The organism is Umezawaea tangerina, from assembly GCF_003002815.1.
Classification (GTDB): Bacteria; Actinomycetota; Actinomycetes; order Mycobacteriales; family Pseudonocardiaceae; genus Umezawaea; species Umezawaea tangerina.
Genome location: NZ_PVTF01000002.1, coordinates 826,606 through 839,494, shown reverse-complemented (window position 1 = coordinate 839,494; position 12,889 = coordinate 826,606). Strand labels below are relative to the sequence as shown.

Sequence of the window (12,889 nt, the reverse complement as noted above, 5' to 3'; positions counted from 1 at the left end):
TCCTATAGGTGTTGGGGCATTCGGCGGAGTACACTCCGCATCCGGTGCAATTTCATAGCAGGCTCGGTCGTCGGGTGTAAGACTCAAGTTCTTTAGGGCAAGACGTGCAGGAGGCTCGATGATCAGGGTGCTGCTCGCCGAGGATGTGCAAATGGTCCGCGGTGCACTGGTCGCGCTGTTGAATCTCGAGCCCGACATGGAAGTCGTCGCATCGGTCGCCAATGGTGACGAAATAATTCCCGCGGTAGGCCTGAACAAACCGGATGTAGCCGTGCTGGACATCGACCTGCCCGGAATGGACGGCCTTTCGGCGGCGGTGCAGATCCACGAGGTGGCGCCGTCCACCCGGACGCTGATCCTGACGAGCCTCGGCCGTCCGGGGACGCTGCGCAGGGCGCTGACGGCGCGGGTCAACGGGTTCATCCTGAAGGACGCCCCGATCAACCAGCTCGCGGACGCGATCCGGGGGGTGTCGGTCGGCCGGAGGGTGATCGACTCGCAGCTCGCGCTGACGGCCTGGGACGGGGACGAGTGCCCGCTGACGCCCCGTGAGCTGGAGGTCCTCCGGATGGCGGCGGACGGGGCGGACGCGATGGAGATCGCGGGGTCGCTGTACCTGTCGGTGGGGACGATCCGCAACTACCTGACGACGGTGACCATGAAGCTCGAGGCGCGCAACCGGATCGACGCGGTGCGGATCGCCCGGAAGGCCGGCTGGTTGTAGCCGGGTTCCCGCAGGTCAGTCCCGCGGTGCCAGCGGGACGGACGCGAGCAGCCGGAACACGTCGTCGTCGCGGTGGGAGCTGAAGGACCCGCCGATCTCCAGCACGCGCTCGGTCATGTTCCGCACACCGCTGCCGGTGTGGTGGTCCTGCGGGGTGTCGCGCATGCCGTCGTTGACGATGCGCAGCTCGACCGCGTCCTCCTTGCGGCACAGGGTGATCTCGCAGCGCCCGGCCTCGCTGTGCCGCAGCACGTTGGTGACGCCCTCCCGGAGCACGGTGGCCAGCACGGTCGCGGCCGGTTCCGGGATGGGGTCGGTGTGCAGCTCCATGGCTACGTCGATGCCCGCCGACCGGAGCACGGCGTCCGCCGACCGGAAGGCCTCCTCGACGGAGAGCAGGCGGTAGCCCAGGGCGACCGACCGGACGTCGACGAGGGTGCGGTGGGTGATGTCCACGATCTCCGCGAGCGACTCGCGGGCCCGGTCCGGGTGCTCGGGGAGCAGCCGGTGGGTCAGCTCGCTCTTGAGCTTGATGGCGGACAGGCCGTAGCCGAGCAGGTCGTGCAGGTCGCGGGAGACGCGGACGCGCTCCTCGGCGACGGCGGCCCGAGCCAGGTCGCCCCTGGTGGCGCTGACCTTCACGGCGACGGCCGCGAGCCAGGGCATGCCGTGCGTGACCAGCCCGGTCATCGCGGTGGCGACGGCGCAGGTGGCGGCGTCGGAGACGTCGTGCTCGGCGGCGAACCTGGCCCAGGTCGCGGCGGCGACCACGGCCGTGAACGCCGACCAGCCCGCGGCGCGCGGCAGCACGAGCAGGACGCTGCCCGCGAGCAGGCCCGGCACGCCGATCCAGGTGTGCCCCACGGCGAGCACGGGCAGGGCGACCAGAACCGCCTGGAGGGCGAGCGCGAGGTGGCCGAAGGGGAAGCCGCGGCGCGCCGAGGGGTTGCTGAAATAGCACACCTGCGCGACGGCCAATACCGCTGTGTCCGCGATGAGGAAAGCCGATCGGGTAATTCCCGGATCGAGCGAGAGCACGTGCAGGAGTTCGACGAGCGAGAGCGCGCCCACTATCGCGACAACGGACCGAATCGTTCGGCGCGCCGGTGGCACCGACACGCTGACCGCACCCGGTGGATGAGTCAATGCCGCCATGTCCACCCCCGCACACCGCCTGAGCGAATACTACGACAGGGGACGGAGGCCCCGGTCAAGGCTCTGAATCGGTCCAGCTGTGAGTAGTTTCCCATTTGTTCCGCCGATTAGTGGGCGTCGACCGGTTGTAGGGGTTCGTGATCACGCAACGCGCCGGCGCGACTACTTTCGGCAGCGGTCCTCGGGTGTGAAAGTTTCACCGTGCGGGCGGTTATCCGTTCACCGCCCGGTCGTGCCGCGGTACGTGGCGCCGACCCACCCGTCTCGGATGGACTGTCAGTGCTGGAAAAGGTGTTCCGCCGTCACACCGCTGGGGAGAGTTCCATGGAGATCAAGGTGCTGGGACCGCTGGAGGCGTCCGAGAAGGGCGCGTCCATCACGCCGAGCGCGGGCAAGCCGCGCCAGCTGCTCGCGCTGCTCGGACTGCGGGCGGGTCACGTGGTGACCGTCCCCGCCCTGATCGAGGAGCTCTGGGGCGCGACGCCCCCGCGCAGCGCGCTGACCACGCTGCAGACCTACGTGCTCCAGATCCGCAGGCGCATCGAGGCGGCGGGCACGGGCGCCGCGAAGGACGTCCTGGTGACCCGGTACGGCGGCTACCTGCTGGACGCGGGCGACGGCTACGTCGACGTGGCCCACTACGAACGGCTGGCCGGGCAGGGGCAGCGGGCCCTGGAGGAAGGCGACCTGGAGGCGGCGTCACGGCTGCTGCGCTCGGCGCTGGAGGTGTGGCGCGGCCCGGTGCTGTCCGACGTGCCGACCGGTACCCGGCTCGCCATGGAGGTGACCAGGCTCGAGGAGAGCAGGCTCGGCGCGCTGGAGGCGCAGATCGACGCGGACCTCCGGCTCGGCAGGCACCAGGCGCTGCTCGGCGACCTCTCCATGCTCACCGCGCAGCACCCGCTGCACGAGAACTTCTGCGCCCAGCACATGCTCGCGCTCTACCGCTCGGGCAGGCCGTCGCGCGCCCTGGAGGCCTACCGGACCCTGCGCGACCGGCTCGTCGACGAGCTCGGCCTCGGACCGTCGGACCGGCTCCGCGGGCTCCAGCGCGCCATCCTCCGAGCGGACCCGAACCTCACCCCGGTGCCGCAACTCGCCGGGTAGCGCGGACGTCCGGGGGTCGGTTCACCGGACGCTAGGGTGTGCGGAACGGGTGGAGGGGAACGGCCGGGATGATCAGGGTTTTGCTCGCCGAGGACATGCACATGGTCCGTGGTGCGCTGGTCGCTCTACTCGACCTCGAACCGGACATCGTCGTCGTCGCCGAGGTGGACACCGGTGATCAGATCATGCCGATGGTCCGGCGTCACGACCCCGACGTCGCGGTGATCGACGTCGACCTGCCCGTGGTGGACGGGCTGACCGTGGCGGGCACCATCCGGTCCACGATGCCGTCCGTGCGCACCCTGATGCTGACCACGCTGGCCCGCCCCGGCACGTTGCGGCGGGCGCTGGCGGCGGGGGTGGACGGGTTCATCCTCAAGGACGCGCCGCCCGCGAAGCTGGCGGCGGCGATCCGGGACGTGAACGCGGGACGGCGCGTGGTGGACAGCCAGCTGGCGCTGGCGGCGTGGGACCGCGGGGAGTGCCCGCTGACGGAGCGGGAGCTGGAAGTGCTGCGGTTGGCGGCGGACGGGACGGACGCGCCGGACATCGCGAGGCTGCTGTCGCTGTCGTCTGGGACGGTGCGGAACTACCTGACGGCTGTTGTGGCGAAGCTGGATGCGCGGAACCGGGTGGACGCGATTCGGATCGCGTTGGACGCAGGGTGGTTGTAGGGCGGGTGTTGTTGCCGAGGGTCAACCGGGTGTCGCTGTCGAGGTAGACCTGGTGTCGCTGTCGAGGGCAAACGGGGTGTCGCTACAGCGGTCTCCGGGTGCGGCCGACTTGACTTGGGGCCCCTTTTTTGGGCTTCGTCGGGCGAAAAAGGGCAGGTGGTAGAGCCTGCCCGCCGACTCATTGTAAGCCCAAAAACCCCAAGTCAAGTCGGCCGCACGGGCGGACGAGCTTGCTCGGTTTCGTTGTGGTTGGGCTGTTTGCTCGGTGGGTGCGGCCATCGGGGCGGGGGTGTGCTCGTTGTTGTGTCAGCCGGCTTACACCTGTGCCAGGGGGATTTCCGCTCTTAGGCGGTAGGTGGTGCCGTCGGGGGTGCCTGCTTGGAGGGTGCCGCCGATGTCCTTGACGCGGGCGGTGAGGTTGTGGATGCCGCTGCCGGTGCCGTCGTCCGGGTCGGTGGTGAGCAGGCCGTCGTTGGTGATCTCCATGGTGAGGCGGTCTTCGGTTACGGCGAGGGTGATTTCGCAGTTTTCGGCGTTGCTGTGGCGAAGGAGGTTGGTGACGCCTTCGCGGAGCACGGTGGCGAGGGTGGTGCGGATGGGCGGGGGGAGGTCGCAGGGGTCGAGGTGGAGGACGACGTTGACGTTGGCGGCGGCGAGGAGGGATCTGGCGGAGGTGGTTTCCTCGTCGAGGGACATCTCGCGGTAGCTGGAGGCGACGGCGCGGACGTCGGAGAGGGCCTGTCTGGAGATGGCGAGGATGCCGGACAGCTCCTGCTGGGCGCGTTCGGGGTCGCGGCAGACGACGCGGTGGGTGAGCTCGCTCTTCAGGGTGATGGCGGACAGGCTGTAGCCGAGCAGGTCGTGGAGGTCGCGGGCGAAGCGGAGGCGTTCCTTGGTGACGGCGAGGTTCGCGAGGTCGGTGCGGGCGTCGTGGAGGTCCTGGACCATGGAGCGGAGCCGGGAGAGGCCGAAGACGACGAGGCCGTGGTTGATGGTGACGAGGAAGCCGTAGCCGACGTTGATGGTGTTGCCGCCGAAGACCCAGTGGGCGCCGCCGGCGCTGACGACGGCGGCGAGGAAGACGGGGATGCCGAAGCGGGCGGGCAGGACGAGCAGGGCGGCGCCCGCGAGGAAGCCGGTGAGGCCGAGGAACGGGTTCTGGAACAGGACGATCGGCAGGTAGGTGAGCACGACCTGCAGCAGCAGCGCGAGGACGCCCAGCGGTGAGCGGACGGGGGCGGTGGGGCGGCTGAAGAAGCCGAGCATCAGGGCCAGGGAGCCGGTGACGCAGGCCCACACCACGAGCCTGCTCGGCAGGGTGAGGTGGGCGGCGAAGACGAACACGGACGTGTTGAGGGCGTAGCCGGTGAAGACCGCGGTGGTGATGAGGAAGCTGCGCCGCGGGGCCATCTCCGGGCCGCGGCGGGCCTGCTCGTGGTCGGCGGGGGGATCGTCGTCGGCGGTGTCCAGGGGGATGGAGGCGCGCAGCCGGTAGTGGTCGTCGTCCGCGTCGGCGGTGAGCGTGCCGCCGAGGGCCCGCACGCGCTGGGTGAGGTTCCCGATGCCGTTGCCGTGGTCGGTGGGCACGGCGGCGCGCACGCCGTCGTTGACGACCTCGATGTCGACCGAGCCGCCCGCGCGGGACACGGTGATGGCGCAGTGCTCGGCCTTGCTGTGCCGCAACAGGTTCGTGACGCCCTCGCGGAGCACGGTCGCGAGCACGGTGCGGACCCGCGGCGGCAGCTCGGTGTCGTCGGCCCGCACGTCCACGACGACCTCGGCGGCGGCGAGCACCGACCGGGCGGAGGACAGCTCGTCGTCCAGGGACAGCTCACGGTAGCTCGACGCGACCTCGCGGACGTCGGACAGGGCCTGCCGGGAGATCTCCAGGATCTCGCCGAGCTCCTGTTCGGCGCGCTTGGGCTGGCGCGGCACCAGGCGGTGGGTCAGCTCGCTCTTCAACGTGATCGCGGACAGGCTGAACCCGAGCAGGTCGTGCAGGTCGCGGGCGAACCGCAGCCGTTCCCGCGCCACCGCGAGGCCCGCGACCTCGCGGCGGGCCTCCTGCAGCTCGTGCACGAGCTGCCGCAGCCGGGACAGCCCGTACACGACGAGCCCGACCACGACGGTCAGGTTCACGATGTAGGCGATCTCCAGCGGGATCCCGGTCAGCCGGGCCTGGACCACCCCGGTCACGGCGGTGATCGCGGCGAACGCGACCCAGCCCGGCGTCAGCCGCAGCACCAGCAGGGCGTCGCCCGCCAGGAACCCCGGCATGCCCGTCCACGCCTCGCCGTAGAACGCCATCGGCACGAACGTCAGCAGCGCCTGCACGGTCAGCGCGGCGTAGCCGAGCCTGCCCCGGACCGCGGCGCCGGGACGGCTGAAGAAACCCAGCTGCAGCACCATCATCAGGGCGAGGCAGACACCAGCGGGGATCAGCCGGGCGGGGGTCGCGCCCTCCTCGACCACGTACTGGAAGGCGTTGACGACGAAGGCGGCGAACACGACGGCGACGACGAACAGCGCGATGCGCGGAGCGAGCCCCGTCGCTCGGTCCTCGCTGCCGCTGCTCGGCGATAACACGGTGACGAGGCGTGCTGCCACATCCGCTCCCATGCCAAGAATCCGGGACTTCGCCGCCAGGGCGGATGCTACCGGGGCCCTGTCGAAGTCCTGTCGTTTTTGCCTGTTTCCGCCACGTGCACGACACCCGCGCTCGCCAGGTACGAAACCACGTCGGAGACTACCTCACCGCGCACGCCCAGACCGCCCGTGACCTGCGCGATCGTGGTCGGACCAGCCAACAGGGCGCGAGCGATCCCGGTGGCGGGCGGCCGGTGCAGCGCCACCGTGTAGGGCAGTCCGGGGCACTCCAGCAGCTCGTCGTCGACGACGTCCCGGATCGTGGTTCCCGGCCGCACGTCGATGGTGTCCTCGACGCCGACGTGGGGGCACCGGAACACCACGTCCGGCACGACGGCGACCAGGGACAGGATCGGCCCCGCGCCGTCGTGCAGCCCCAGCGACGGCACCATGCAGCCGCCGAGGAGGTCCAGGGTCCGCCAGAGCCGCAGCCACCTCGCCCCCAACCTCCCGCTCTGCCGCCACGTGGCGAAGTCCTCGTACAGCATCGGGATGTTCTCCAGCGACACCGGACCGAGGCCCATCCGGTGCAGCGCCTCGCGCACCAGCGGACTCGAGTCCTCCAACTCGATGACACCCCATCGGCCGTGAACGGTCAGCCGCCCGTCTTCGGTGGTGCCGACGAACGTGTCCTCCAGCAGCGAGAACAGCGGTCGCCCTGAAGGGAAGTGAGATGTCACGGCGCTTCTCCATGCTCTGCCCAAGCCGCGTGGGACCGACCCCGGTCACAGGAACAGCGGGACCGGGTTGAGTTCGCCGAACGCGGCACGTCGCTCGACCCGCCCCAGGCTTACCGGTACGTCGTAGAGCCTCCCTGGAGCCAGCCTGGACCAGAAGTGCCGCATGCCCGGCACCACGACCTTGACCACGGGCAGACCGACGTCGGGGCGGGTCTGGTCGAGCACGAGCAGTTCGAGGCCCTCGGCCTCCAGGCGCGCCTGGATCGTGCGGATGTCGTCGCGCAGGTCCTCCCTCGGGGTGTAGTGGTGCTCGTCCGGGCTCACCCGCCGGCCGGGGAGCACGTGCGGCTGGTTGTCCGCGGTGGCGTCGAGCAGCCAGTTGCGCAGGTCCACGTCCATCCGGCGCCAGTCGCGGTCGGCGAGCCGGAGCACCGGCGGGACGATCTGGTTCAGCTCGGTCAACGCGCGGCGCACGGCCACCCGAGGGTCGGGATGGGCTCCGAAGCCGAACATGATGTCGTCACGCGGCCCGTCGACCCGCCGCGACACCGCGGCGGCCACCGGCACGTCCAGGTCGGCTGTCAGGTCCAGCACCCAGACCTCGCGGCCCAGCCCCGCGTACACCTCGCGGAGCCGGTCGACGAACGGGTCGGCCATGCCGTCCAGGTCGACCGACGGCATCGTGGTGCGGTTGTACCACCACAGCGCCACCGCGTCCCGCTCGACGACCTCCAGGAGTCCCTGGAGGATCGCGTCCTCGACGCTCGCGCCCGCCGCGCACCCGTTGGAGTTCGCGGTGACCGACGCCGGGGCCGGCGCGCCGTAGTAGAGGGACCCGGTGGGCAGCAGCCGGTGGCACCGGTTCGTCACCGACCACACCGGCGTCCAGTCCAGCTCGCCGCGCTCGTCGAACGGCTCGGGCACGTGCTGGAACGGGGCGTGCTCCCGGTTCCAGGTCACCCGGTTGTCGAACTGGCCGGGGTGGAAGAGCTGGAAGGTGTCCGGGTGCACGGCCTCGTCGCCCAGCGACCGGAAGCTGCCGCGCACCACGGCCTCGTCGCCGTGCCACTTCCCGCTGTAGCGCTCCAGCGCCTCGCACAGCGCGCCGACCTCGGCCTGCAACGGCGTGACGCCCTTGCCGCCGTTGTCGCACCGCAGCGTGGAGCGCAGCCCGTCGATGCCGGGAGCGTGCGCCGCGGTGTTGGTGCCGGAGCGGTAGGAGTTGAAGAACTCGTCGCCGCGCTCGTCGCGCCAGATGCCCTTCACGACCCCGGCCACCGGGCTCACCAGGTGCCGGTGCCGGTCCAGCACCTCGCGCGGCGACGCCGACCGGTGCCCGCCGCTGTCGTGCGAGGACTTGAGCCGCGACTCGATCCGCACCGGCCGCAGCGACCGCCTGCGCACGAGGTCCGCGTCGCCGCAGGCGGGGCACTGCGGCAGGGCCCGCACGTCGTGCCGGGCCACGTCCAGGTCGAGGCTGTCGAACGCCCAGATCTCCCGCTGCCCCGCGTGCCGATGGCCCGCCAGCCACTTCGCCGTCTCCAGCGCGGCGACCTCGCACGCCGCGGCGACGACCGGCGCCAACCCGACCTCGGGCCGGGCCGCCGGGCCCCGCAGACCACGCCTGGCCTGCACGTGCGCCTCGGCCGGGCGGTTCGCGACGAGCCGCGAGGCCAGGCAGTGCCAGCACGCGCCCTCGCCCGGCGTGAACACCGGACCCACCCACACCCTGGCGCCGGTCGGCTTGAGGACCAGCCACGGCGTGCCGGTCCGCCGCTGCTCCTCGTCTACCTCCGCCAGCTCCGGGGCCAGGTAGTCGTCGCAGACGACCACGGTCATCGCCGCCGGGGTCGAGGTGTCGGGGGCGACCTCGACCCCGGCGCGGCGCAGCGCGTCGACCACGCCGTCCGGTCGCGCACCGCCGACCGCGACCACCCGGACGGGGGCCGTCCGCGTGGCGGTCACGGCCGCGGCGGCGTCCAGCCCGGCGGCGTCCCAGTAGGCGAGCGCCGCCTGGTCACCCGCGTCGTCCCGGGTGCGGGTGCCGATCAGGCCGGCGGCGTCGAGGCTGGTCAGCAGCCTGCCGACCTCGTCGGCGGACACCTCGCCCGGCAGGTCCCGCAGCAGCGCGGGCAGGTCCCGCGTGCCGTCCAGCAACGCGGCCAGCAGCTCCACGTGGGGCCCCTGCAGCGCGGTCACCCCGGCCTCGGAGAACAGGTAGACCGCCTCCCCGTGGACGATCTCCGGCCGGAGGTGGCGTTTGAACCCGATGCGCTCCCGCACGGCCCCCACCGACTCAGCCGGAGACGGCGGAGAGGTCGACGGGCCCGTGGCAGTGCACGGAGAACGCGACGAAGTCGACCCCGCCGGAACCGGGCGCGCGGTCGAACTCGTAGATCACCAGCTCGGTCTCGTCGGCGGGGTCCGAGGTACCGGGGAAACGCGTGGTGGTCATTGTTCTCTCCCTCGTCAGCGGTTCAGGAAGCGCTCGCCACGATTCTTGTTCCGCCGTCGTCCCGGCCGGTAGTTACCGTCTAATGCGCGTGAATATGAACTTCTCACCCCCGCGCACAGGGTGACTTCATGCGGGGTTGGTGGTAAGCGCACTCCCATTTCCCCGCGCGGTGCGATGGACTTGTCCCAAGATCGGGGGCCGCGATCAGGAGGAGGCAAGGGCGATGCAGATCAGGATCCTGGGTCCGTTGGAGGCCGCGCGCGAGGGCCGGTCGGCGTTGCCGACAGCCGCCAAACCCCGCCAGGTGTTCGCCCTGCTCGCCCTGCGCGCGGGCCAGGTCGTCCCGGTCGCCACCCTGGCCGAGGAGCTGTGGGGCGAACGCCCGCCGCGCAGCGCCCGCACCACGTTGCAGACCTACGTCATGCAGCTGCGCAGACTGCTCGGCGACGACGCCAACGACCTCCTCGCCACCCGGTTCGGCGGCTACTTACTGGACGTCCCACCGGAGTCCGTCGACGTCCACGAGTTCGAACGCCTGGCGCGCGCCGGCAGACGCGCGGGCGACGCCGGCGACCACGAGTCCGCGGCCAGGCTGCTCCGCGGCGCGCTCGACGTCTGGCGCGGCCGCGCCCTGGTCGACGTGCCCACCGGCGAACCGCTGGCCATCGAGGTCACCCGGCTGGAGGAGAGCAGGCTCAGCGTCGTGGAGAGCCGCATCGACGCCGAGATGAGCATCGGCCGCCACCACACGCTGCTCAGCGAGCTGACCGCGCTGACCGCGAACCACCCCATGAACGAGAACCTCTGCGCCCAGTACATGATCTCGCTGTTCCACTCCGGACGGCGCTGGCAGGCGCTGGACGCGTTCACCTCCCTGCGCCAGACGCTGATCCAGGAGCTGGGCGTGGAGCCGTCGACGCGGTTGACCGATCTGCAACGGGCGATCCTGACGGCGGACATCGAGCTGGAGGGCGCGAAGGTCGTGTCGCTGCGCCAGATGCTGGCGTAGTAGTCACCACTGCTTCAGTGTCGACCGAAATAAAGCCTCGGCCGTGGTCCAGGTCGGGCCCGTCGCCGAAGCCCTCGTGCGCTGCGAACGTGGACTGTGCCGGGTGATCCCCTTCGACTGCGAAAGACTGTCCGATGTGGACGGTAAGATCGCCACGGCTACCTCGCGCCGGTCGGTGGCCTTCCCGGCGGGTGGCACGAACCTGGTGGACCGGATGAAGCTCGGCGTCGCGGAGCCGGAGCTGCCGCCGCGCGGAACCCTTTCGCTGTACCGGAAGATCTGCGACCGGGCCTCGTTCGCCTTCGCGCTCGTGTCCGTCGCTGCGGCGCTGCGGGTCGAGGACGGGGTGGTGCGGGACGTGCGGATCGCGCTCGGGGGAGTGACGCACAAACCCTGGCGGGCGCCGATCGCCGAGGCGGAGCTGCTGGGCGGTCCTGCCACGGAGGAGGCGTTCCGCCGCGCCGCCGAGCTGGAGCTGGCCGCGGCGCGTCTGTTGTCCAACAACGGGTCCAAGGTGTCGCTCGCCCGCGGCACGGCCGCCACTATCGCCAACGCCGCCCACCACACCACCGGCATCCGGGTGCGCAGGCTACCGCTGACGGTCGACCACTTCCTGACCTGACAACGGGGACAGGGCTGGTGGGAGTCGCCGCTCCCGCCAGCCCTGTCGTGTCGTGCACCGCACTGGTAGACGCCTCTCGGCGTGTGGCCACTCGTGGTGGCGTTGGGTGAGGCCCGGGGGTCCTGACCAGTGCGGCACTCGGTACAACGCCTGGGGCGTCGGGATGTTCCCGGTGCCCGGAGGAATTTCTAACGGCCGTTCGCGCGGCGGGCGGAGGTGCTGAGGAAGACGCCGGTGGGCAGGGTGGCGAGGAGGGCGCGCTTGTCGGGTTTGCCGCTGGGGGCCATCGGGACGCCGGGGACGACGGTGATGGTGGCCGGGACGGCCGCGGGGCCGAGGGCGGTGGTGACGAGGGCGCGGAGGTCGTCGGGGTCGGGGTCGCGGTCGCCCGCGCGCACCACGAACGCGTGCGCGGCCTCGCCGGTGCGTTCGTCGGGCGCGCCGACGACGTAGGCCTGGTCGACGTCCGGGTGGGCGGCGAGGGCCTGCTCGATCGGACCGGCGTAGTGGATGATCGCGTTGACTATGATCACGTCGCGGGCCCGGCCGGTGAGGTGCAGGAAGCCGCGCTCGTCGAGGGTGCCGAGGTCGCGGGTGCGGACCCAGCCGTCGCGCACGAGGTCGGCGGTCTGCTCCTCGTCGCGCCAGTAGCCCTTCAGCGCGTACGCGGTGCGGACCCAGATCTCGCCGACCACCCCGGTGGGCACCGGGTTGTCGTCGGCGTCGCGGACCTCCAGCTCGATGCCCGCCCACGGGCGTCCCACCGAGCCGAGCGCGCCGGGCCACCCGGCTACGTCGTCGGCGACGAGCATGGAGATGAGGCCGATCTCGGTCTGGCCGTAGCCCTGCCGCACGGCGGGGCCGATCCGCTCGAACGCCTCGGCCATCCGGTGCGGGGTGACGGGTGAGCCGGACACGATCAGCACGCGCAGGGTGCCCAGGTCGACGGGCCGGTCGCGCAGCACGTCGAGCACGTGGTGCAGCCGCGCGACCGTCAGCAGGCACGCGGTGACCCGCAGCTCCGGGATGACCCGAGGGAACTCGGGCAGGCCCTGGGGGATCACCGCGGTGCCACCGGACATCAGGCAGACGTGCAGGTGCTCCTGCATCACCACGCTGGTCAGCGTGCCGAACAGCAGGAACCGCCCGTACCCCGCGGCGAGCTCCTGCGCCCGCGGGTCGGTGAGCGGCCGGTGCCACCACTTCGCGCTCATGGCGGCGTAGGTGATGGCGACGCCCTTCGGGGCGCCGGTGCTGCCGCTGGTGAACGTCACCACGGCGACGTCGTCCGGGTTCCCCCGCGCCACGGGCCTTTCCGGCGTGCCTTCCAGCTCGGGGCCGAGGCGGAGCACGGTGGCGGAACCCGCCGCGGCCAGCAGGCCGGGTGTCCCGACCGCGTCGTCGACCACCAGCGCGTCCACGTCGCCCACGACGTGCGGCAGCTGGGCCGCGGTGAGGCCGGGGCGCACGCCGACGACGCGGCAGCCCATCGCGTAGGCGGCCAGGAAGACGGCGAACCCCTCCGGCGTGACGGCGGTCCCGATCGCGACCCCGCGACCGGGACCGAGACCGGCCGCCCGAAGCCCTCCGGTGTACCGGCCGACCAGGTCGAGCAGCTCGCCGCGGGTCGTCGTGCGCGAGCCGTGCTCGAACGCGATCCCTTCGGGATCCCGGTCGAGCGACTCGAGCAGCGCCCTGGGGAACACGTCATCGGTCGGGATGCCCACGTCGATCTCCGCTCGTGCCGGTGCCGTCGTCGTGGGCACTCCCTACCAGTGGGCGGTGGCCTCGGTGTGAACCGACAGGAACTCGACAGG

Annotated in this window: 11 protein-coding genes; 5 read left to right on the top strand and 6 right to left on the bottom strand. The window is 71.5% G+C overall.

Annotation, left to right across the window (positions count from 1 at the left end; translation table 11 throughout):
* Positions 1 to 118 precede the first annotated feature (118 nt).
* Positions 119 to 724 (top strand): response regulator transcription factor, encoded by a 606-nt coding sequence (locus tag CLV43_RS09765; RefSeq protein WP_106186708.1) that lies wholly within the window; start codon positions 119 to 121, stop codon positions 722 to 724.
* Between the two features lie 15 nt (positions 725 to 739).
* On the opposite strand, the gene CLV43_RS09760 is transcribed toward CLV43_RS09765, so the two are convergent.
* On the bottom strand, positions 740 to 1,795 hold the full coding sequence (locus tag CLV43_RS09760; RefSeq protein WP_170155770.1) for a sensor histidine kinase: 1,056 nt from the start codon (positions 1,793 to 1,795) through the stop codon (positions 740 to 742).
* A gap of 408 nt (positions 1,796 to 2,203) precedes the next feature.
* Here CLV43_RS09760 and CLV43_RS09755 point away from each other — a divergent pair, with 408 nt between their 5' ends.
* Complete coding sequence (locus CLV43_RS09755; RefSeq protein WP_106186706.1) at positions 2,204 to 2,986, top strand: AfsR/SARP family transcriptional regulator; 783 nt, start codon at positions 2,204 to 2,206, stop codon at positions 2,984 to 2,986.
* Positions 2,987 to 3,054: 68 nt separating this feature from the next.
* The gene (locus tag CLV43_RS09750; RefSeq protein ID WP_106186705.1) at positions 3,055 to 3,660 is read left to right on the top strand and encodes a response regulator transcription factor; all 606 of its coding nucleotides are present in this window, start codon (positions 3,055 to 3,057) and stop codon (positions 3,658 to 3,660) included.
* Between the two features lie 315 nt (positions 3,661 to 3,975).
* Here the strand turns inward: CLV43_RS09750 and CLV43_RS09745 are convergent, their stop codons facing one another.
* From CLV43_RS09745 to CLV43_RS47695, 4 genes are read right to left on the bottom strand one after another with little or no spacing between them, the layout of a single operon-like run.
* Positions 3,976 to 6,267, bottom strand: coding sequence for a sensor histidine kinase (locus tag CLV43_RS09745; protein WP_170155769.1), 2,292 nt, complete (start codon positions 6,265 to 6,267; stop codon positions 3,976 to 3,978).
* A 47-nt stretch (positions 6,268 to 6,314) separates the two neighbouring features.
* Positions 6,315 to 6,986, bottom strand: coding sequence for a hypothetical protein (locus tag CLV43_RS09740; RefSeq protein WP_106186703.1), 672 nt, complete (start codon positions 6,984 to 6,986; stop codon positions 6,315 to 6,317).
* 45 nt (positions 6,987 to 7,031) lie between these two features.
* On the bottom strand, positions 7,032 to 9,269 hold the full coding sequence (locus CLV43_RS09735) for a TOMM precursor leader peptide-binding protein (protein WP_245886237.1): 2,238 nt from the start codon (positions 9,267 to 9,269) through the stop codon (positions 7,032 to 7,034).
* Positions 9,270 to 9,282: 13 nt separating this feature from the next.
* Positions 9,283 to 9,441 carry a hypothetical protein gene (locus CLV43_RS47695; RefSeq protein WP_170155768.1) on the bottom strand — a complete coding sequence of 53 codons (159 nt, stop codon included), beginning with the start codon at positions 9,439 to 9,441 and terminating at the stop codon, positions 9,283 to 9,285.
* A 223-nt stretch (positions 9,442 to 9,664) separates the two neighbouring features.
* Between CLV43_RS47695 and CLV43_RS09730 the strand changes: the two genes are divergently transcribed.
* The gene (locus CLV43_RS09730) at positions 9,665 to 10,450 is read left to right on the top strand and encodes an AfsR/SARP family transcriptional regulator (RefSeq protein ID WP_106186701.1); all 786 of its coding nucleotides are present in this window, start codon (positions 9,665 to 9,667) and stop codon (positions 10,448 to 10,450) included.
* A 136-nt stretch (positions 10,451 to 10,586) separates the two neighbouring features.
* A complete protein-coding gene (locus CLV43_RS09725) occupies positions 10,587 to 11,072 on the top strand; it encodes an FAD binding domain-containing protein (protein ID WP_425445734.1) in 486 nt (161 codons plus the stop codon).
* Positions 11,073 to 11,260: 188 nt separating this feature from the next.
* Here the strand turns inward: CLV43_RS09725 and CLV43_RS09720 are convergent, their stop codons facing one another.
* Complete coding sequence (locus tag CLV43_RS09720) at positions 11,261 to 12,799, bottom strand: class I adenylate-forming enzyme family protein (RefSeq protein ID WP_245886236.1); 1,539 nt, start codon at positions 12,797 to 12,799, stop codon at positions 11,261 to 11,263.
* Positions 12,800 to 12,889 lie beyond the last annotated feature (90 nt).

Coding starts and splice junctions, on each gene's coding strand:
- CLV43_RS09765 (WP_106186708.1), top strand. CDS start 119: ATGATCAGGGTGCTGCTCGCCGAGGATGTGCAAATGGTCCGCGGTGCA.
- CLV43_RS09750 (WP_106186705.1), top strand. CDS start 3,055: ATGATCAGGGTTTTGCTCGCCGAGGACATGCACATGGTCCGTGGTGCG.
- CLV43_RS47695 (WP_170155768.1), bottom strand. CDS start 9,441: ATGACCACCACGCGTTTCCCCGGTACCTCGGACCCCGCCGACGAGACC.
- CLV43_RS09755 (WP_106186706.1), top strand. CDS start 2,204: ATGGAGATCAAGGTGCTGGGACCGCTGGAGGCGTCCGAGAAGGGCGCG.
- CLV43_RS09730 (WP_106186701.1), top strand. CDS start 9,665: ATGCAGATCAGGATCCTGGGTCCGTTGGAGGCCGCGCGCGAGGGCCGG.